At 55.5% G+C, this 21,117-nt stretch carries 15 protein-coding genes, 1 tRNA gene and 2 pseudogenes; 16 read left to right on the forward strand and 2 right to left on the reverse strand.

The annotated features are described in order from the left end of the window. Positions 1-132 precede the first annotated feature (132 nt). The 6 genes from IWW33_RS20420 (at position 133) to IWW33_RS20445 (ending at position 4,371) form a co-directional block, all read left to right on the forward strand. Positions 133-564 carry a GNAT family N-acetyltransferase gene (locus IWW33_RS20420; protein ID WP_174142234.1) on the forward strand — a complete coding sequence of 144 codons (432 nt, stop codon included), beginning with the start codon at positions 133-135 and terminating at the stop codon, positions 562-564. A gap of 153 nt (positions 565-717) precedes the next feature. Continuing rightward, the gene (locus IWW33_RS20425) at positions 718-1,107 is read left to right on the forward strand and encodes a helix-turn-helix transcriptional regulator (protein ID WP_012315216.1); all 390 of its coding nucleotides are present in this window, start codon (positions 718-720) and stop codon (positions 1,105-1,107) included. A 63-nt stretch (positions 1,108-1,170) separates the two neighbouring features. Next, positions 1,171-1,809, forward strand: a complete 639-nt coding sequence (gene uvrY, locus IWW33_RS20430) for a UvrY/SirA/GacA family response regulator transcription factor (protein ID WP_012315215.1) — start codon at positions 1,171-1,173, stop codon at positions 1,807-1,809. 5 nt (positions 1,810-1,814) lie between these two features. After that, positions 1,815-3,638, forward strand: a complete 1,824-nt coding sequence (uvrC, locus tag IWW33_RS20435; protein WP_012315214.1) for an excinuclease ABC subunit UvrC — start codon at positions 1,815-1,817, stop codon at positions 3,636-3,638. Between the two features lie 33 nt (positions 3,639-3,671). Then, entirely contained in the window at positions 3,672-4,232 is a 561-nt protein-coding gene (gene pgsA / locus IWW33_RS20440; RefSeq protein WP_174142233.1) for a CDP-diacylglycerol--glycerol-3-phosphate 3-phosphatidyltransferase, read from the forward strand. A 63-nt stretch (positions 4,233-4,295) separates the two neighbouring features. After that, positions 4,296-4,371, forward strand: a tRNA-Gly gene (locus tag IWW33_RS20445). Positions 4,372-4,644: 273 nt separating this feature from the next. On the opposite strand, the pseudogene IWW33_RS20450 reads toward IWW33_RS20445, so the two are convergent. Further along, positions 4,645-4,974, reverse strand: a pseudogene (locus tag IWW33_RS20450) (ATP-binding protein); the annotation flags it as partial. Between the two features lie 100 nt (positions 4,975-5,074). Then, positions 5,075-5,280 (reverse strand): annotated as a pseudogene (locus tag IWW33_RS26715) (helix-turn-helix domain-containing protein); the annotation flags it as partial. 528 nt (positions 5,281-5,808) lie between these two features. Here IWW33_RS26715 and tssB point away from each other — a divergent pair. From tssB to IWW33_RS20500, 10 genes are all read left to right on the forward strand, one after another. Next, positions 5,809-6,312, forward strand: coding sequence for a type VI secretion system contractile sheath small subunit (gene tssB / locus IWW33_RS20455; protein WP_012315105.1), 504 nt, complete (start codon positions 5,809-5,811; stop codon positions 6,310-6,312). A 34-nt stretch (positions 6,313-6,346) separates the two neighbouring features. Beyond that, positions 6,347-7,885 carry a type VI secretion system contractile sheath large subunit gene (gene tssC / locus IWW33_RS20460; protein WP_115274363.1) on the forward strand — a complete coding sequence of 513 codons (1,539 nt, stop codon included), beginning with the start codon at positions 6,347-6,349 and terminating at the stop codon, positions 7,883-7,885. A 23-nt stretch (positions 7,886-7,908) separates the two neighbouring features. Further along, positions 7,909-9,264 carry a type VI secretion system baseplate subunit TssK gene (gene tssK / locus IWW33_RS20465; protein WP_119687439.1) on the forward strand — a complete coding sequence of 452 codons (1,356 nt, stop codon included), beginning with the start codon at positions 7,909-7,911 and terminating at the stop codon, positions 9,262-9,264. Further along, on the forward strand, positions 9,261-9,941 hold the full coding sequence (gene tssL, locus IWW33_RS20470) for a type VI secretion system protein TssL, short form (protein ID WP_168216545.1): 681 nt from the start codon (positions 9,261-9,263) through the stop codon (positions 9,939-9,941). Before tssK ends, tssL begins: the two co-directional genes overlap by 4 nt. A gap of 5 nt (positions 9,942-9,946) precedes the next feature. Further along, on the forward strand, positions 9,947-11,677 hold the full coding sequence (locus tag IWW33_RS20475; protein WP_231386173.1) for an OmpA family protein: 1,731 nt from the start codon (positions 9,947-9,949) through the stop codon (positions 11,675-11,677). A 16-nt stretch (positions 11,678-11,693) separates the two neighbouring features. After that, positions 11,694-12,197, forward strand: a complete 504-nt coding sequence (locus IWW33_RS20480) for an Hcp family type VI secretion system effector (protein ID WP_012315100.1) — start codon at positions 11,694-11,696, stop codon at positions 12,195-12,197. 149 nt (positions 12,198-12,346) lie between these two features. Next, the gene (gene tssH / locus IWW33_RS20485; RefSeq protein ID WP_174142231.1) at positions 12,347-15,001 is read left to right on the forward strand and encodes a type VI secretion system ATPase TssH; all 2,655 of its coding nucleotides are present in this window, start codon (positions 12,347-12,349) and stop codon (positions 14,999-15,001) included. Continuing rightward, positions 15,001-17,508: a type VI secretion system tip protein VgrG gene (vgrG, locus tag IWW33_RS20490; RefSeq protein ID WP_174142230.1), complete on the forward strand. Its 2,508-nt coding sequence runs from the start codon at positions 15,001-15,003 to the stop codon at positions 17,506-17,508. Before tssH ends, vgrG begins: the two co-directional genes overlap by 1 nt. Positions 17,509-17,525: 17 nt before the next feature. Then, positions 17,526-19,796 carry a hypothetical protein gene (locus tag IWW33_RS20495; RefSeq protein ID WP_196914334.1) on the forward strand — a complete coding sequence of 757 codons (2,271 nt, stop codon included), beginning with the start codon at positions 17,526-17,528 and terminating at the stop codon, positions 19,794-19,796. A 21-nt stretch (positions 19,797-19,817) separates the two neighbouring features. Continuing rightward, entirely contained in the window at positions 19,818-20,831 is a 1,014-nt protein-coding gene (locus tag IWW33_RS20500; protein WP_196914335.1) for an SUMF1/EgtB/PvdO family nonheme iron enzyme, read from the forward strand. The last annotated feature ends 286 nt before the right edge of the window (positions 20,832-21,117 follow it).

Here is a 21,117-nt window from a genome sequence, read left to right on the forward strand (position 1 = left end):
CAGCAATGGGGCGTGACCTCGGCCACTGAATTACCTAGGCTTCAGGCGACAGGCCAATGCAGGAGAGCCCCATGACCCGCTGTAAGTGCGAGCTGCCCGGCCACCGTTGGTTGTGCACCTGGACGGTGTGTGATGCCCATTGAGCTGATACCTGCCACCGACGCCCACCGCACCTTCGCCCGTGACCTCACGCGTCGGGCCATGCTGGCGTACTACCGGGAGTTTGATCTGTTGTGGATCGAAGAAGCGTTCGATCAGGCCTGGGATTGGCGGGAGCAGTGGCTGGTCGTAGACGGGGACCGCGTGCTGGGCTTCTGCAGCCTCAGCAAGGACCGCCAGGCATTGTTCATTCGCGAGCTGCACCTGCTGCCTGAGCATCGCGGGCAAGGGGTTGGCAGTTGGGTACTGCAAGCGCTGGCCGCCAAGGCGGCGCAGCTGAGGCTGCCGTTGCTGCGCTTGATGGTGTTCAAGAGCAACCCGGCGCGGCGGCTGTACCGGCGCGAGGGGTTCGTCGAAATGGGTGAGGATGAGTGTTTTGTGCGTATGCAGAAGGTGATCGGCTGATCTTTGCAGATCAAGCTTGCGGCCCTAGGTGCTGGCTCAATACTGGCTTGCGACCCCGGCGTGCGATGGGCATAGTGACCGAGCAGTCTGCAAGAGCCCACAGGGTTGTGAGCAGTATCCGACGATGGCTAGGGAAGCAGGAGAAACATCAGTATGAATGGGCTCGGTCCGCGTCTTAGGGAAGAGCGTGAACGGCTGGGGATGACCCAGCGGGTGTTTGGTGATATCGGCGGCGTCGAACCCAATGCCCAGGGCAAATATGAGAGTGGCGAACGCACACCGAGGGTCGATTACCTGGCTGCCCTGGCGGCTAGAGGAGTCGACGCGCTCTATGTGCTCAGCGGTGTGCGCACCCCGGCGCCGCTGGAAAGCCTGACGGCGGATGAAACCGGTTTAGTGGCTGCGTTCAGGCGCCTGGCGGCCGACGACAAAGCGGCGTTTGCGCATTTGTTGGAGCGCCTGATGGGCGATGGAGGCCGAAGTGATGCGATGCGGCCACAGTGGCGTGAGCGTAGGACATTTCCTAAGGAAGTTTTGCGCTAGGCCCGTCTTGAAAAATTTTGTTAAGGTGGCGGGATCCAATCGCCCTGTTGACGAGGTGTCTGCTTGATTAGGGTCCTAGTGGTCGATGACCACGATCTGGTGCGAACCGGTATTACACGCATGCTGGCCGACATCGACGGCTTGCAGGTAGTGGGGGAGGCGGACTCGGGCGAGTCGGCGCTCAAGCTGGTCCGGGAGCTCAAGCCGGATGTCGTGCTGATGGACGTCAAGATGCCTGGCATTGGTGGCCTTGAGGCTACCCGCAAATTGTTGCGCAGCCACCCTGACACCAAGGTGGTGGCCGTGACCGTGTGTGAAGAAGACCCGTTCCCCACGCGCCTGATGCAAGCCGGGGCGGCCGGCTACCTGACCAAAGGCGCGGGGCTGGACGAGATGGTCCAGGCCATCCGTCTGGCGTTTGCCGGGCAGCGTTACATCAGCCCGCAGATTGCCCAGCAACTGGCGCTCAAGTCGTTCCAGCCGCAAGGTTCGCCGTTCGACGCCCTGTCGGAGCGGGAAATCCAGATCGCCCTTATGATCGTCGGTTGCCAGAAGGTTCAGCTCATCTCGGACAAGTTGTGCCTGTCGCCCAAGACCGTCAATACTTACCGGTATCGGATCTTTGAAAAACTCTCGGTCACCAGCGACGTCGAACTGACCTTGCTGGCCGTTCGCCACGGTATGGTCGACGCAAGCCTCTGAACCTCATGTCCCAAGTCTTTGATGCCAGCGCGTTCCTGGCGACCTGTAGCGCTCGCCCGGGCGTCTACCGGATGTTCGATAGCGAGACTCGGCTGCTCTATGTGGGCAAGGCCAAGAACCTCAAGAAGCGTTTGGCCAGCTATTTCCGCAAGACTGGCCTGGCGCCTAAAACCGCTGCGCTGGTGGGGCGCATCGCCCAGGTCGAAACCACCATCACCGCCAATGAGACCGAGGCGCTGCTGCTCGAGCAGAACCTCATCAAGCAGTGGCGGCCGCCGTACAACATTCTGCTGCGCGACGATAAATCCTACCCGTATGTGTTTTTGTCCGACGGCCAATTCCCACGGCTGGGCATTCACCGTGGCGCGAAAAAAGCCAAGGGGCGCTACTTTGGGCCATACCCCAGCGCCGGAGCCATCCGCGAAAGCCTCAGCTTGCTGCAAAAAGCCTTCTCGGTGCGCCAATGCGAGGACAGCTACTACGCCAACCGTACCCGCCCATGCCTGCAGTACCAGATCAAGCGCTGCAAGGGGCCGTGTGTGGGGCTGGTCGACGCAGAGGAATATGCCGAGGACGTGCGCCATTCGGTGATGTTCCTCGAGGGCCGCAGCCAGCAACTGGGCAATGAGCTCAATGCCGAGATGGAAAAGGCCGCGATGGCCCTGAACTTCGAGAAGGCAGCCGAACTGCGCGACCAGATCGCCTTGCTGCGCCGGGTTCAGGACCAGCAATATATGGAAGGCGGGTCCGGTGATGTGGATGTGGTCGCCGCCTTCGTCAACCCCGGTGGCGCCTGCGTGCACCTGATCAGCGTGCGCGGTGGGCGGGTGCTGGGCAGCAAGAACTTCTTCCCGCAGGTAGGTATTGAAGAAGAGGTGGCCGAAGTGATGGCCGCCTTCCTGTCCCAGTACTATTTAGGCAATGCCGAGCGCGAATTGCCGGGTGAGTTGATCGTCAACGTGGTGCACGAGGACTTCGCTGCCATCAGCGAGGCGCTGCAAACCCTGCGCGGCCGCGAGCTGACCATCAGCCACCGCGTGCGCGGCACCCGCGCCCGTTGGCAGCAACTGGCGGTGACCAACGCCGAACAGGCGCTCAATGCTCGCCTGGCCAACCGCCAGCACATGGCTGCGCGGTTCGAGGCCCTGGCCGAGGTGCTGGGCCTGGACGAAGTGCCCCAGCGCCTGGAGTGCTACGACATCAGCCACTCCAGCGGCGAGGCCACGGTAGCCAGTTGCGTGGTATTCGGCCCTGAAGGCCCGCTCAAGTCCGATTACCGTCGCTTCAACATCGAAGGCGTGACCGCTGGCGACGACTACGCGGCCATGCACCAGGCCCTGACGCGCCGCTACGGACGTATCAAGGACGGCGAGGGCAAATTGCCTGACGTGCTGCTGGTTGACGGCGGCAAGGGCCAGCTGAACATGGCTCGCGAAGTGATGCAGGAGCTGGCGTTCACCGACCTGACCCTGCTCGGCGTGGCCAAGGGCGTGACCCGCAAGGCCGGTTTCGAGACCCTTTACCTGAATGACGTAGCTCACGAGTTCACCCTCAAGGGCGACAACCCGGCGCTGCACCTGATCCAGCAGATCCGCGACGAAGCCCACCGTTTTGCCATCACCGGCCACCGCGCCCGCCGCGGCAAGGCCCGCCGAGTGTCCAGTCTGGAAGACGTTGCCGGGGTAGGGCCCAAGCGCCGTCGCGACCTGCTGAAACATTTCGGCGGCCTGCAGGAGCTCAACCGCGCCAGTATCGATGAAATCGCCAAAGCCCCCGGCATCAGTAAAAAGCTTGCCGAGTCGATTTATGCCAGCCTGCATAGCGAGTAGAATGCCGGGCTCAACCCGCAGCCAGTCGTACCGATGAATATTCCAAATCTGCTCACCGTTCTACGCGTCCTGCTCATTCCGATCTTCATCTTGCTGTTCTATATGCCCTATCACTGGAGCTATATGGCCGCCAGCACGGTGTTTGCCATCGCCGCCGCCACCGATTGGCTGGACGGCTATCTGGCCCGTCGCCTGCAGCAGAGCACGCCGTTCGGCGCGTTCCTAGACCCTGTGGCCGACAAGCTGATGGTCGCCGTAGCCCTGGTGCTGCTGGTGCAGGTGCACGCCAACTTCTGGCTGACCCTGCCGGCCGCCGTTATCATCGGCCGCGAAATCGTCGTTTCGGCCCTGCGCGAGTGGATGGCTGAACTGGGGGCGCGGGCGCATGTGGCGGTGTCCAACCTCGGCAAGTGGAAAACCGCAGCGCAAATGCTGGCGCTGATCATCCTGCTGGGCAATCCGCCACTGGTGACCTTCTGGGTGATTCTGGGCTACGGGTTGCTGCTGGTTGCCGCTGCGCTGACGCTATGGTCCATGGCCCATTACCTGCTGGCCGCCTGGCCGCACCTGCGTGAAGGTTCGGAACAAAAATAAAACTTTTTTGAATCAAGGGGTTGACGCCGTTTTAGATATCGCTAGAATGGCACCCATCACGACGCGGGAATAGCTCAGTTGGTAGAGCACGACCTTGCCAAGGTCGGGGTCGCGAGTTCGAGTCTCGTTTCCCGCTCCAAATTCGATCCTCAGTGCGTCGCTGGGATCACAAAAAAAGAGGCCTAAGGGCCTCTTTTTTTGTGCCTGCGATTTGGCAGGTTACCTGCGTGCCGGCGACAGCGCCCGCTCAGGCGAAACAGGCTTAACGGCCTGGCGCACGGTGCGCGGCTCGGTCGGCATCTGCATGCGGATTCCACGACACTTGGACACCCAGCCCACGATCATTTGGACGCTCATTCCACGCTCGCTTGGACAGGCAGTCGGAGCGCAGCGACGCAGGTTTGAATTGTTCGTCTGAAGTCCCTGCCGCCGTCAATTTTGTTGCGCGCCTGCGCATCGATTCGCCCTTCAGTTCGTTCCGATAAGCGTTTTGCACCAGCCGGTCGAGGATCGCATCGCCCAAGGTCGGATAGCCGATCAACGCATGCCATTTGTCCACCGGCATCTGGCTGGTGACCAGCGTCGAGCTGTTGCCGTAGCGGTCGTCCAGCAGTTCGAGCATGTCGCGACGTTGCGCTGCGGTAAACGGTGCCAAGCCCCGGTCGTCCAGGATCAGCAGGTCAGTCTTGGCGTATCCGGCCATCAATTTGGCGAAGCGACCGTCGCTGCGGGCAAGGCCCTGGCCCCAGGGCGACGCAATCCGGTGTGTACCCATGCTCATTCAGGCATCGGTCGCTGATCGGTCGGCACTGGCGCTGCCGGTGGAAACAGCCGTCGATTCAAAGGTTGCGTTTTCGCCACTTGAACACTGTGGTTGAAGTGATCTCTAACTGCTCACAGATGGCCTTGGGGTCACCCCTTCAGCGAGTAAAAGAAGTATCCGCGCCCGTTGCCCGAGGCTTCGCTCCAGCGTCCTCCTGCGTAACCAATGTTGAAGCGTAATGGCGTCAGCAGGTTGCAGTGAAAAGGAAGCGATGGGTCGGGGCATCCGAGAAACCAGGCGAGGTATGAAGGCAGACAGTATATCAATATTCGTTAGAAAATTAACTAACCGCTCACGGCGCTAGTACATGTTTGCTATTTGCGGCTTTGGTTTGGGGTGGCGCTTTTGAACTTGTAGGAATTTTCTGTTCTGGTGCGGCTTGGTGGAAATAACTTGCATTTTATGCATGTTGATCATTATTTCGTCTGAGGTTGTTTTTGTTGATTTGGGTCAATGCGTCGATGGCGGTCGGGTTGCTCTTATTAAATGCATCAATGTTGGCGCTCTAGTGTGCGGCTTCGAACATTTGTTGTCATCTTAGGTATGCCTTGTAGGACGCTTCCTTATTTTAGAAAGGGGGTGGCGCGGCGCCAAAAGATGCGCCATGGTTATCGGGGAGGCACTTCCGGGTAGCGCTTCCGCCCAAGTAGTCGTACGCAGTGGTTCGACTGGCCTTGATTAATTTTGTTGGGGTTCGGTGGCGCTCATTTGGGCGTTGGCTCCCGCTAGAAATCCCGGTTCGCAGGAGGTGGTATGGCTTCAAATAGCTTTCAGAATGAAGTGCCGAAGGCACGTGTCAATATCAAGCTTGATCTGCATACAGGTGGCGCCCAGCGCAAGGTGGAACTTCCCCTTAAACTCATTCTGATGGGAGACTACAGCAATGGGAAGGAAAAGCGCCAGCTATCAGAGCGGCCGAAGGTAAATATCAACAAGAATAATTTTGACAGCGTGCTGTCCGATCTCTCTCCGAGTCTCAAGGTTATTGTTGACGATACGCTGTCGGGCGAGGGTGGGGAAACACCGGTCGAACTGAGCTTTCAGCGCATGAAGGACTTCGAGCCAGAACAGGTTGCTCTGCAGATTCCTCAGTTGCGTGCACTGTTGGCGATGCGAAATTTGCTGCGCGAATTGAAGGCCAATCTTCTGGATAACGCAACGTTTCGTGCTGAATTGGAGCGGATACTTAAAGATGAAGCACTGAGTGACGAGTTGCGTAAGGAACTTGCTGCCCTTGCACCGCCAAGCGAGCGCTAGAAAACCATCATCTCGACAGACTGGAAGCTAATAAATGTCCGAAGAACAATCTTCTGCGCAATCGCGTGGCGCCACCGTGCAGGTGGAAGAAAACCAGAGCGTCTATCACGCGCTGTTTGAAAGAATAAACCTTGAACCGCTTGATCAGATGGGTGGCATTGAGGTGTTCCAAAGTATCGATGCGTTGTCAGAAGCGACAGCTAATGAGCGCGTTACTGCTTCGGTGAGCGTTTTTCTGGACCGTCTCAAACAAGTCTCTCCGAAGGTGGAGAAGCTGGACAGGGCTCTGCTGGATGAGCACATCGCCTCGATTGACGCTCAGATCAGCAGCCAGCTGGACGCGGTCATGCATCACCCGGATTTTCAACGGGTCGAATCAATCTGGCGCGGCGCGAAGTCGTTGATTGACCAAACGGATTTCCGTCAAAACGTCCGAATTGAGCTGCTCGATATCAGTAAGGAGCATCTGGCGCAGGACTTTGAAGACGCGCCGGAGATCGCGCAAAGCGGTTTGTATCTGCATACCTATACCCAGGAATACGATACGCCTGGTGGTGAGCCTATCGCGGCGGCAGTTTCGAATTATGAGTTTGGGCGAGGGGCGCAAGATATCGCATTGTTGCGCAATGTTTCGAAAGTGGCGGCTGCATCCCATATGCCGTTTTTGTACTCGGTTGGTCCGGCCTTCTTCGGAAAAAACACCATGGAGGAAGTGTCTGCGATCAAGGATATCGGTAACTACATGGATCGTGCGGAGTATATTAAGTGGCACGGCTTCAGGCAAACTGACGATGCTCGTTATGCGGGCGGGATAACACCCCGCACATTAGGGCGCTTGCCTTATGGGCCTGATACGAACCCTGTGCGATCTTTCAACTATGTGGAGCGAGTCAAGGGGCCGGATCACAGCAAGTATTTGTGGGTAAGCTCTACATTCGCGTTCGCGGCGAACATGGTCAAGAGCTTTATTGCCAATGGATGGTGCGTGCAGATTCGAGGGCCACAGTCGGGTGGCGCGGTTACCGACCTGCCGATTCATTTGTACGACATGGGGACGGGTAGTCAAGTCAAGATCCCCTCGGAAGTTATGATTCCGGAGACCCGAGAGTTTGAGTTTGCCAATTTGGGCTTGATTCCGCTCTCGTATTACAAGAATCGTGACTACGCATGTTTCTTCTCGGCCAACTCAGCGCACAAGCCGGCAATCTATGACACGGCGGAGGCCACGGCAAATAGTCGTATCAATTCGAGGTTGCCCTATGTGTTCCTGCTTTCTCGCATTGCACATTATTTGAAAGTTATCCAGCGGGAGAATATCGGTACAACTAAAGACCGTCGCCTGTTGGAGTTGGAGCTCAATAGGTGGGTCAGTGGCCTGGTCACCGAGATGACCGATCCGGGAGATGACTTGCAAGCTTCCCACCCGCTGAGAGAGGCAAAAGTGGTTGTCGAGGACATTGATGACAACCCGGGCTTCTTCAGGGTCAAGTTGTTCGCTGTGCCGCATTTCCAGGTTGAAGGTATGGACATCAACCTCTCATTGGTTTCGCAGATGCCCAAAGCAAAATCTTGATTGCGGTTGCAGGAGTGTATGTCGTGAAAATCGACCGGCCTTTATGGGCGTCCGGAGTGGTGTTGTCTGCGCAGCAGTTTCAACAGCAGGCCCGCTTTGAATCGTGGACCAACCAGAGTATTGCCTCACTGGGCTTGGTCCACCCTTGGGGCATCCGAAATGTGGCGTTTGATGCAGATGCGCTGAGGTTGGGTAAGCTGAAGGCCACTCGGCTTCAGCTGTGCCTACCAGACGGTACTTTGATCGATACCGATCGGCTGGATCGACTACCCAGTGCCCTGGAACTCTCTCGGGTATTGCCCGGAGATATCCAGACGGCAACGGTTGTGATCGCTTTGCCACTGGAACAGGCCAATGGTAACAACTGCCTGTTTGAGGGTGGCAGCGCTGAGCGGCCCGTCAGATATCACCAGGTATGGCGTGATACCAAGGATCTCTACACCAGTGAAATACAGTCAATCAGCGTGCTCGAACATGCGCTGAGCTTGCGTCTGGCTGATGACGATAATGCGGATTATCTGACCTGCCCGGTGGGTCGTTTGCTGCGTGATGGCAAGGATGGGTGGGCCATTGATGATACCTACATCCCGCCGTTGCTGAAGTTTGATGCTCATGCTGGGTTGTTGCTTCAACTCGACAACCTGCTCACCCAGCTGTCCGCCAAGCGTGAGCGTTTGATGGGAATGCGCCGGGAGAGCAACCAGCGAATGGCGGATTTCGCTGTTGCAGATGTCACGTTGTTCTGGTTGCTCAACGCACTGAACACTTATCAGCCGGTGTTGGCAGACCTAAAAGCGCAGCCTGCTCGCCATCCGGAGCAGGTATATCAACAGTTGGTGAAGTTTGCAGGTGGCCTGCTGACCTTCTCGTTAGACCAGCACATAGAGGACATACCCGCCTACCAGCACGCGGACCTTGAGGCGGTTTTCCCGCCCTTGATGCGTACCCTATCCACATTGCTGGAGGCGAGCCTGCCGTCCCGCGTGCTGGCGCTGATCCTGGAGGCGCGCAGCGCAAACCGCTGGCAGGTTTCTCTGAGCGATCCACGTCTGCTTGAGCCTGAAGGGGCTGACTTCTATTTGTCGGTCCGTTGCCGGCTGCCAGCCGTACAAGTTCAAAGCCAATTCCCACGGCTGTGCAAGATCGGTTCCCCCGATGATGTGGACCATCTCGTCAATGCGGCACTCGATGGCGTTCCACTGAAACCTTTGAGCCATGTGCCCGCCGCGATACCGCTGCGGCTGGAGAATCAGTACTTCGCGCTCGACCTCGGCCATGCAAAGGGCCGCGCCATGCTGGCTGATGGGGTCTGTGCCCTCTATGTCCCGAGTGTGTTTCAGGGTGTCCAGCTCGAATTGTTCGCGGTGCTTCGCTCATGAGTCGCACAGTGCAGAAGCACACCGCAGCCAAGGTGGACATCGACGCGTTGCTGCAGGACACCTATCTGTTGGTTGTCGAGTTGCGACACGGTACCGATGCGCACAGTAGTCCGCAGCTGTGGTCAAGGTGCGTGGCTGATGTCGAGCATGTACGAGCCATGCTTCAGCAGGAGGGTCTGGACCGCCGCAGCGTCGATCTGATCAGTCATGCGCAGTGTGCGCTTCTGGACGAAACAGTACTTGCCCGCGCCGAAGGCAGTGCCCATGAGGATTGGGCGATGGAGACCTTACAGGCAAGGTTTTTCAGCAGCCATCAGGCGGGGGAGTCGCTCTACGAAGATATGCGCTCTGCGCTGCAGGAAGCCTCTGTGTCCCCTTGCGTACTCACAGTATTTCATCGAGTCCTGATGCTTGGATTCCTGGGGCGCTACCGAGAGGCAAACCACCCGGAGCGGCAGCAGTTGTTGACTGCCATCTCCGCGCAAGTGCCGCCTCTGGATACAAGTCAGTCGCTGGTCGTTCAGTTAGGCAGTGGCCCACGGATGCCGATGTGGGGTTGGTTGCGATCTCCTCTGCTTCACATCGTGATGGCAGCTGCTCTGTTGGTAGGTGCTTGGTGGGCGCTTGATCACGCGTTAGGCGAGGCAGTGGCCTCGCTCTTGCCGGTGCAGGAATGAGCGCAATGGCGCAGGTACACAAACAGGGGCTTTGGCTATGGGCCGGTGCGCTGTCCTGGTTGTTGATTGCCACGTTGCCGCTGGCTGTAGAGGTTCAAGCCATCGCTACTCTGGTAGTCACTGCCTTGCTGGTGTTGGGCTGGCGCCGGACTCAGCGTGCTGCCAAGAAACATACACCGTTGCAGTGGGGCAGCGGTGTCCGCCTGCCTGCTGGCTCGTATCGTCATCCTGTCGTTCTAGCGGTCGGCGATTGCTTGGCTGAGCTGTTTGGGGCCTCGTCTGCTGAGCAGCTGGCGCCACGGGTAACAGTGGAGGGGTGTTATGTGCCAGTGCCCGATCTCTTGAAGTTGTCCGCAACCGTGGCCGATCTGCTGCTGGAGCGGCCAGAGTGGGACGGGCAGCTCAGTGTCATGTGGCTGGTCAATCCCAGTGCCCATAATGACGGCGCAGTGCTTGCGAACCAGATACAAAGCTTGTGCCATCAGGTTGCGATATTGCGCAAGCGAGGTAGACCGCTGCCGCTGCTGATTGTGGGCTACTTCCCGAGCGCAGTTGGGGTGTCGCCCTGGTTCAGCTGGGAAACTGAAGCATCAAGTGTGCGAACGCGTGAGGTGGGTGAGTGCCTGACGCTGGCCGAATGGGAGCGCAGGGGCACAGAACCTGAGAACCAGGCTGATCGATTCCGAACCACGGTGCAGTTGAGCGCTGCTGTGGGTTGGTTGAATCAAGCGTGCTTGCCGGAAATTGGCAAACGTAATTCCCGCGAGGGGATCGTAACAGCGGACGCCGTTGCGGTTGCATTTTGTCCCAAGTCTGAGGGCGCGCGTGATGGCAACCTCTGGCACCGTTGGCTACAGGAGCGGACTGGCCTTTCCTTCGCAGGTAGTGGGCCTAAACATACAAACGCGTCGTTACCCTTTCCTGATGCACTGCTCCATGTGTTGCCTGGCAGTACTCCACACAGTCGGCGAAGTAGGGCTGTGGTGATTGGAGTCTGGTTGTTCGTACTGACGGCTTGCGTTGCGCTGATTAGTTCGGCGAGGCAGAACACGCTCTTGATCCGTCAGGTCACCGATGATTTGCGACGCTACAGCACGGCTTCGCTGAGCCCCGATTCGGACAAAGTATCGCAACGCCAGGTGGCACTGATGGTGCTTCGCCAGGAGGCGCAGCGACTGGACCGCTACTATCGCCAAGGGGAACCGTGGTCGTTCGGGATCGGGCTCTATCAGGGCGAAAGGCTGCGTCCTTCGTTGTTGGCCGCAATCAACGGCCATCACATCCCGACGATGCCTCAGGGAGTGGCTGACAAGCCACGCACGGTTCGCCTGGACAGCCTGTCGCTCTTCAACAGTGGTAGCGCGCAGTTGAAGCAAGGATCGACCAAGTTTTTGGTGAATGCACTTGCAGACATCAAGGCCCAGCCAGGCTGGTTGATCGTGATCACGGGCCATACGGACGCGACGGGTAATGACGAACAGAATTTGCGTTTGTCGCGAACACGCGCGGCGGCGGTTCATGACTGGATACAACACATGGGTGACATACCCAGCAACTGCTTCGCAGTTCAAGGCTTGGGTGCAAGCGAGCCCGTTGCAAGTAATGACACGGAACAAGGACGGTCGGCTAATCGCCGAGTTGAAATTCGCCTGGTGCCGGAGGCGGGGGCTTGTCAGCCCTCGGCTACGGCCTCAGGAGTGCAACCCAAGTCGCACTCTGCGACTCCCAAAGCTTGAAATGAGGAGCTTCTAAATGGCTATTCCTGTTTATCTGTGGCTGAAAGACGATGGTGGAGCCGATATCAAAGGCTCGGTGGATGTAAAGGGCCGTGAGGGTAGTGTTGAAGTAGTCGGTCAAGATCATGATTTGTATATCCCTACCGATAACAATACCGGCAAATTAACGGGTACGCGTATCCATACGCCTTTTGTTTTTACCAAGGAGATAGACGCCTCCTCTCCTTATCTCTACAAGGCCGTGACGACTGGGCAGACGCTTAAAGAGGCGGAGTTCAAATGGTACAAGATTAATGATGCCGGGCAGGAGGTGGAGTATTTCAACACCAAACTGGAAAACGTAAAGGTCGTGAAAGTTGCACCGAAGATGCACGATGTCAAAGATCCGGCGAAAGAAAAACACAATCACTTGGAACTAGTCGAGCTGCGCTACGAAAAAATTACTTGGGCATTCAAGGATGGGAACATCATCCATTCGGATTCCTGGAATGAGCGCCCTAGCGCCGCTGCCGCTGGATGAAACCGGACTGTCAACCGAGGTTGGTTGACAGCCTCCAGTGTCTTGGGTTGAGCGTCCGTGCGCGGGCGTTCAGCCAAATACACCTCAGCTATTCAGATGCGCTCGCACTTGTGGCGGCATGTTGATTATTGACGACAAGGATGCCCTGTATGGCACACGATCCTACCCGCCTGCTTCGCCGGCTAAACGCCTACTGTACCCAGGCACTCACGGCAGCGGCTTCACTTTGTCAGGCGCGCGGGCACAGTCATATCACTGTTGAACATTGGCTGTTGAAGTTGTTTGAGCAGGGCGAGGGCGATCTCGTGGTCCTCGCCCGCCGATACGAGTGGGATATGGATGCCATCTGGCAAGGGCTGCTTGACCACTTCCATACATTGCCGCGCAGCGTTCTCAGTAAACCTCAGTTGAGCGGTGAGGTGCAGCAGCTGATCACCAATGCCTGGTTGTTGGCATCGCTGGATCGTGACTGTGAGCAATTGCGATCCGTTCACTTGCTGGGGGCGTTATTTGAAACGCCTAACTTGCTCAAATGTTCCGCCGCCTGGCCTCTATCGAGCGTCGGTCCGACGCAGTTCAAGCAAATGGAAACGCTGCTTGAGTTTGACTCGCAAGAGCGTCAACCGGGGCAGACATCACTGTTCAAGCCAGAAGTGTCAGGAGAGGCTAAGGCGGCTGTCGTCTTGAAGGGGGACGAAGCATCAGTCGCTGTCCTCGATCAGTTTAGCCATGACGTCACCACCCAGGCAGCAGCGGGGCAAATCGACCCGGTGTTCGGCCGCGACGATGAGATCCGTCAAATGATCGATGTGCTGAGCCGTCGGCGCAAGAACAACCCTATCCTTGTTGGCGATCCAGGTGTTGGAAAAACCGCTCTGGTCGAGGGGCTTGCTTTACGCATCGCCAGCGGGGATGTCCCCGATAGCTTGAAACCGGTGTGTATCCGTACTCTGGACCTAGGGTTGCTCCAGGCGGGCGCAGGGGTCAAAGGCGAGTTCGAGCAACGGCTGAAGAACGTAATTGATGCCGTCCAGCGGTCAGAGACGCCGGTGCTGCTGTTCATCGATGAAGCGCACACCTTGATCGGTGCTGGCAATCAGGCAGGGGGCGCAGATGCGGCGAATCTGCTGAAACCGGCTTTGGCGCGTGGCGAGCTGCGCACCATCGCTGCCACCACGTGGAGTGAATACAAGCAGTACTTCGAGCGCGATGCGGCGTTAGGGCGTCGCTTCCAGATGATCAAGGTCGATGAGCCGGATGATGCCAATGCTTGTGTGATGCTGCGAGGGCTCAAAGCGCGTTATGCCAGCTACCACGGCGTGCATGTTCAAGACGCTGCGGTGCAGGCGGCGGTCAGCTTGTCTCGCCGCTTTTTGACCGGGCGCCGTTTACCGGACAAAGCTGTGGATCTGATTGATACCGCCTGCGCGCGTGTTCGCATGAGCTTGGACTGCGAACCTCAGGCCTTGGTCCAGCTGAAGTCGCAGAAAATGGCCTTCACGGCAGAGAGGGTGGCGCTGGAAGAGGACGCGCAGCTTACCGGTATTACGCATGAATCTCGCTTGGCGAAGATCACTACCCAGCTGGTGCAGCTGGAGAGTCAGCAAGCCGCGTTGGAGCTGCAGTACCAACAAGAACTCGACCTCACCCACCAGCTGCTCAATGCTCGCCAGGGCGAGCAGGTTGATACAACTGTCTGCGCTCAGCTGCAAGAACACCTCAGCTACGTGCAGGGGAGTCGGCCACTGCTGTCCCTTGATGTGTGCGCACGCAGTGTGGCTGAGGTGATCGCAGACTGGACGGGCGTGCCTCTCGGTAGTCTGCTGAAAGACGAACACGCCAGCTTGTTGAACCTGGAAGATCAGTTGGCCGAGCGTGTTGTTGGTCAAGACCCGGCGCTGGTTGTACTTGCCCAACGGTTGCGCGCCGCCCGAACGGGCCTCACTGACGACAAGGCACCGATGGTTGTCTTCCTGCTGGTCGGTACCAGTGGCATCGGCAAGACGCAGACGGCGCATGCACTGGCCCACAGTCTGTTCGGTGGCGAGAAGTCCTTGATCACCCTCAACATGTCGGAGTACCAAGAGGCGCACACCGTCAGCCAACTCAAGGGTTCGCCGCCGGGTTATGTGGGTTACGGCCAGGGCGGCGTACTCACCGAAGCCGTCCGCCAGCGTCCCTATAGCGTGGTGTTGCTGGACGAAGTCGAAAAGGCCCACCGTGATGTGCTCAACCTGTTCTATCAGGTGTTCGACCGCGGCTTCATGCGTGATGGAGAAGGAAGGGAGATCGATTTTCGCAACACGGTCATCCTCATGACTTCGAACCTGGGAAGCGACCTGCTGCAAGGTAGTATCGAGCGGCAGCCAGGCATTGAGGAAGCGGCACTGCATGAACTATTGCGTCCCGTGTTACGCGAGCACTTCCATGCTGCACTGTTGGCTCGCTTCCAGACATTGATCTTCCGCCCATTGGGGGCCGATGCACTCAAGCGCATTGTCGCCATCAAACTCGATCAAGTGGCCAAACGCTTGCTGCGTCATTACGGCCTGCAATGTGAGGTTGATGACTCGCTCTACGAAGCGCTGGTCGCCGCCTGCCTTTTGCCCGATACCGGCGCTCGCAATATCGATAGCTTGCTCAATCAACAGATCCTGCCGGTGCTCAGTCAGCAGTTACTCCAGCGCCAAGCGCTCGGACAGCCCACCCAAGCCGTGACGCTTGGATACTGCGAAGACGCCGGCATCAGCTTGAGCTTTCCAGATGAACACCACGCAGCCGTGGCGGCTGCCGAGGGGGTTTGATGATGGCGAAGCCAATAATGGGTTTCACCCATAACCACTACCAGCTTGAAGTCGACCAGCTTGCTGTTGAGCTTGATGTACTGTCGTTCAAAGGTGAAGAGTGGCTGAGCAAACCGTTCAAGTACACCGTGGCATTCACTTCCCCGGAGCAGGATATCGAGGCTGCGCAGATCCTCGGGAAGGATGCCAGCTTTTATCTGGGCAAGTCTCAACCCACCGTCCAGCTCTCAATGATCAACGCTGCTTCACGTACGCTGCATGGCGTGATCACCGGTTTCAAGCGTGTCTCCGGTTCCCGGGATGAAGCCCGCTACCAAGTCACACTCGAAGCGCACCTGGCATTGCTCGGGCGTGGCAAGCAGTACCGGATCTACCAGCATCAGTCGGTGCCGGAAATCGTTGAAAGTGTTCTCCGTAGTCGCCACCAGTTCGAAGGGCAGCACTTCTTGTTTGACCTGGCGCGCGAGTATCCCAAGCGTGAACAGGTCATGCAGTACGGTGAGAGCGATCTGGCCTTCATCAGCCGTCTGCTGGCGGAGGTCGGCATTTGGTATCGCTTTACCCACGATGATCGCCTTTCCATCGATGTGGTCGAGTTTCACGACCATCAACGCCATTACCAGTTTGGACTCACGCTGCCACATCGCCCGCTGTCGGGTTTGACCAGCAATGGGCAGGAGGGCGTATGGGCGCTCCAAGTTGAGCATCAGGTGGTGGAGCAGCACATCAATGTGCGGGCTTATCACCACCGGGACGCGGCCGCCTTCCTGGATGGTGAGGTTGATCACAGCCGAGGTGCCACCACCACCTATGGCGAAGGCTATCACTACGGCGAACCCTATACCGCGCTGGGTGACGCCATTGACAAGGATGAGGACCTGCTCAGCGAAAGTGGCTACTTCTATGCGCGCCTGAATCATGAACGCTTTCTCAACGACCAGACGCGTTGCAATGGCGTCAGCAGCAGCGTGACGCTTGCCCCAGGGCAAGTGCTGACGGTCTCTGACGGGGCGCCGCAGGTGTTCGAGCCTGGGGTGGTCATTACACATTTGACCGTCGAGGCAGCACGCGACCGGAGCTTGGAGGCCAGGTTCGACGCGATTCCCTATTTGGAGTCGATAGGCTTTCGGCCTAGATTGCTGGGCAAGCCACAGATCGCCGGTACGGTGCCGGCGCGCGTCACCAGCCCACAGGCTAACGATCCCTACGCGCATATCGACCTGGAAGGGCGCTATCGGGTGAGTTTTCTGTTCGATCGCGACAGCTGGAAAGCCGGTGAGGAAAGTGCCTGGCTACGCCTGGCCCGACCCTACGCCGGCGACACTCATGGCCTGCATTTACCACTTATCGCCGGCACTGAGGTGGCTATCGCCTTCGAACAGGGGGACCCGGACCGGCCCTACATCGCCCATGCCCTGCACGACAGCCGGCATGTGGACCACGTTACCCTACGCAACGACAAGCGCAACGTGCTGCGCACCCCGGCCAACAACAAACTGCGCATGGACGACGCCCGCGGGCAGGAGCACATCAAGCTCAGTACGGAGCACAGTGGCAAGACTCAACTAAATCTCGGGCATCTGGTCGATGCCGAGCGCCGGCCTCGCGGGGAGGGCGCGGAACTGCGCACTGATGGGCATGCCGCGATCCGTGGCGGCAGTGGCATCTTCATCAGTGCTGACGCTCAGCCTCAAGCCCAAGGGACAATGCTGGAGATGGGAGCAGCGTTGGCTCAGCTCAATAACGCTCTGGCATTGGTGAACGCACTGGCGCAAAGCGCAGCTGTGTCGGGAGCATTACCAGCTGATAATCAGGCCCAACAGAGCCTGCGGGAGGCATTGGCGCGGCTCAAAGATGCGGGACTCCTTGCCTCGGCACCTGCCGGGATAGCTATGGTTACACCTGCAAACATCCAACTATCGGCAGAAAACTCTATTACAGCTACGGCTGGTGACAGTGCTGACTTCAGCCTATTCAAACGTTTTAGCGTAGCCGCAGGTGAGGCTATCAGTCTGTTCGCTCAAAAGTTAGGGCTCAGATTAATTGCGGCTCGTGGCCCTGTGGACATTCAGGCACAAAGCGATGCGATGACGTTACAAGCAGACAAGGAACTCGCTTTAAATAGCAGTAATGGCGAGATCGTTCTCAATGCCCAACACGGCATCACTCTGGTTAGCAGAGGTGCCTATATCAAGATAAAAGACGGATCTGTTGAGATCGGTGCCCCGGGTGAACTGCATATCAAGAATGACAATATCGCTTGGGGAGGCACTGCCTCATTGGAAAAGGCCCTGGCACCGATGATTCTGGAAGATCCTGTTTACAGCAGTCCCATGCAAGGTGGCTTTCAAGTTAGAGATAAAGTTAGTGACAAGCCAAAACCTTACGTACGGTATCGAATTGAAGCTGCCGATGGCAGCGTGCTGAGAGGCATGACAGATGGGAATGGTTATACACAATCCCACTATGGAATTGATCTTCAAAGCATAAAGTTATTCTTTGAGTAACTTCGGAGCGATAATCGATGAGCGATGCGGATATCTCAGTAGCAGAGAGCAGGATTTGCAAAAGTAAACCCGTTGTAGTGGCTCACCATCAATCGGCACAGTGTTATTTTTGTCCGGAAACCGAGGAGTTGGTTTTTATTGCTGATAGTGAGGCTGCAGAGTTTGAGGCGCATTGGAAGGAAATGCAGCAGTGCGTAAATGATTTTCATCAGGAAAAAATTAATTACTCCGTTGCAATTGAAGAATATGGAATTGCTGCAGAAGCCACAGCAGCGCCTGAGGCGTCATTTCATGACGCTGTAGTGCGAGCTGAGGAAGATTTGGAGTTGAAGCGGAAAGAGTTAAAAGAAAAAATTGGTGAGTTTTCTATCCAAGGCATGAAATATAATGATGTTGTGGAGCTTGTTCCTGTTAGTGGTCAGTCTGCTAAAAGAAAAGCTGGTGAGAAACGAGCGCCTGTAGTTTATGTAAAAAAAGGTTACTACAGTCAAGGCAAGGATGGCAGAAAACTCCATACTGTGTCGTTGAAAAGTCGTGACAAAAAAGGCGGCGCTGAAAGTATCTTTGAACGACGCAGTGATGGAAAAATTCGTCGCATAGACGACAAAAAGCTTAAAAGGCAACTTGCCGGATTGAATTGGCCAAAAATAAAATTTGATCTGAAGGATGTTGTTAAATGGGCAGGCCTTGGTTTTGATCCTGAGGCGCTGAGTATGGATTGTTCACTTTTTGACTGGGCAGATAGCTGGAATGCTGCCGCACAAGGTGAGGCAAAGTGGGGGGATCATATTGATTTTGAGGGCGGAGCACAGTTTATGCGCTTTGTTTCCAATTTTGGCGCAAATGTTGAAATTGATCCACGTAAGCAACAATTCTCCATCAAAGGAGAGGGTGGCGGCAGCTTAACAGCGGCTGCCGGCATAGCGTCCTTTTCAATTTACGCCCCGGATCGCATCGGATGGGCGCTTACAGTTAACCCCTCTTATGAGAACGAGGTCCCGTTTGATTTAGGAATGATGCGCCTAAGTTTGAACGTTCGCTTGGCCGCATTTATCGGTGCGACGCTTCAGGTGGAGGCTCAATTCCAGGTGGTCAGTAGTGGTGACCAGCAAACCGTCATGGGCCAACCTGGTCGTTTGAGGCGTTTCAGTGAAAGAAGAAGCCGAGCTTACGATTTTCATCAGCAGATGAACAGTGAAGATGAAGGGATAAAACTTTCGGCAGAAGCTTTTGCGGGTGCGAGGGCGGAAGGAACACTGACGGGATCACTGCAATGGTTAAAGCCGACAGCGGCAGGGGAAACAAATGGCGGTATACTGGAGACTACTGGAGAGTACGTCGATTTTTGTAAAATAGGACCCAGTATTGCAGGGTTGGCGGGGGTGGGTGCCGGCTTGAGTTTTCATTGTACTTTTATTAATGGGAAGTTTTGTTTTCGTTTTGCAGCCTCTCTATGCAAAGGGTTGGGGGCCAAAGGTGGCTTTATTTGTGAGGTGAATGGCAATACCTTTCTGGAGTTTGGTGCTTGGTTGATTTATCAACTGAATCAAAGGGATTATGGTTTTTTTAAAGTAATGGATGAGGCCGCATTTAGTGTGTATACGAAGTATTGTGTTATGCAAATGGAGGTCGTTGAAGCTAATGTATATGAGTATTACTCATTCGCAAAGGGGTCGATTGAAAAAGTTGCAAATGATTTCAAAAAAAAGATTGGTGAATTGGCTGATGAGACGAAAAAGAGTATTGATGCTTCGCAACGACGGAATCAGTTAGCTAAAAATATTATCACCCGAGAGTCGGATCTGTTGCGCTACACACCTGAAGCTAAGGGTATATTGCTTTACCTTCTAACGCGGCATGGTAAATGGGATAATATAGATCCAGGGAACATAGAATTTCTCGATCGTTACGGTGAACGAAAAGAAGCGGTGCTTTGTGTGCTTAGAAGTATTCAGACCAAGCCGGAGTGGCATAAAGTATTGTCTCGTGTCAATTCGCAAGGGCATGGCCCATCAGAAGGTTACTCTGAGTTGGATGCCGTCGAGCGGCATGAGCGAAGCTTGGTTGACTTTCTTAGGTTAGGATTAAAGGATCGAGATAGAGAACTCTATAAAATAAAATATGAGCGAAGCGAACTGGCCATAATTTATGATCGGCTGAAGGAATTTAGTTCTTCTGGTTATGCGCTCGCTATGAATGATACGGTCTATTATAAGCTAAACGTTGGTCGTAATCCGAATTACCCGCGACGCTGCAAGTTTGGTGATTGTGGTGCTGATATTGTCTGAGTAAATCTAATTGGAGTGGTCGTGAAGATTTTTAAGGTGTCTATATTTTTTTTGGTTTTTTTGAGTTTGTCAGGCTGTGACCAGTTGGCGAGTGATATTGATTATAAGGAGCTCAAGATAACTCCGAGAGAGATGAAGCATTTTGTCGAAGAAGTAAAAAGGGACTTGGTGTTTGTTGAGGGTGGTGAGTATTTGATGGGGGATTATGGCTTGCAGTATGGGGCGGAGCAAATGTCTTATGATGGTGATGAAGACAGTCGGCCAGTACATAAGGTCAAGTTGAGCACCTTTTCTATTGCAAGATTTAAGGTCTCAAATAAAGAGTTTGAGATGTATCTTAAAAGCAATGGTCTTGATTTGCGTTCTTTTGAGGAAGGGGATAGACAGGAGGATTGGAAGAATATTCATTCTTTACCTAATTTGCCAGCGCATATGGACTGGTATGAGGCCGATCGCTATTGCAACTGGCTGGCTAAAGTGTCCAATCTTCCTTTCTCATTACCCACTGAGGCTCAGTGGGAGTACGCGGCACGCAGCCGCGGTCAGTTTTTGATGGTGGCCACTGATGACGGTACTTATAGGCAGACAAATGATGGTTTTACTAAAGATGGGGGAGGGCCAAAAGGAATTAACATTTCTACTTCTCGAGATCGTAAGGAGTTTGCTAGAAAAATGGGGTGGAGAACGGGCGTGCTTACGCCCTTGCCGGTAGACAGGTTTCCTCCCAATCCGTTGGGCCTTTATGCCATGTCGGATAATGGGCTGGAGTGGGTTAAGGATTGGTATGACGAAAATTATTATCAGTACTCCCCTGAAATTGACCCCCAGGGGCCGGAGACACCAGTTACCAAGGACTACTTTGGCCGGGATACAAAAGTTGTACGTGGTCAGGCAAATGCCAATCCAAGCTGGGGAGGAGGAGTGAATGTGCACAGAACCTCTGCGAATCCGCATGGTTATGCATTTGAACATGACATGATTGTATTGGACGATAAAGCGGCTAGATGTGTTGTTAATAGTTCTGATCAAATTTAACAGTAATGAGGGCTGTGCCTCAGGGGGATTTGAATAAGTTCGTGAGCCGGCTGATGAGGCGAAGACGAATGTTGACGCTTCAAAGCGAAGGAATCTGTTAGCTAAAAACATTATAGAGCGAGAAACGGATCTGTTGCGCTACACACCTGAAGCTAAGGGTATAAGGTTACTTTGAGTTGGAGGCCGTCGAGCGGCATGAGCGAAGCTTGGTAGACTTTCTTAAGTTAGGGAAGGATCGAGATAGAGGATTATATAAAATAAAATATGAGCGAGGCGAACTGGCCAT

The organism is Pseudomonas sp. M2 (assembly GCF_015751845.1).
Lineage (GTDB): Bacteria > Pseudomonadota > Gammaproteobacteria > Pseudomonadales > Pseudomonadaceae > Aquipseudomonas > Aquipseudomonas putida_E.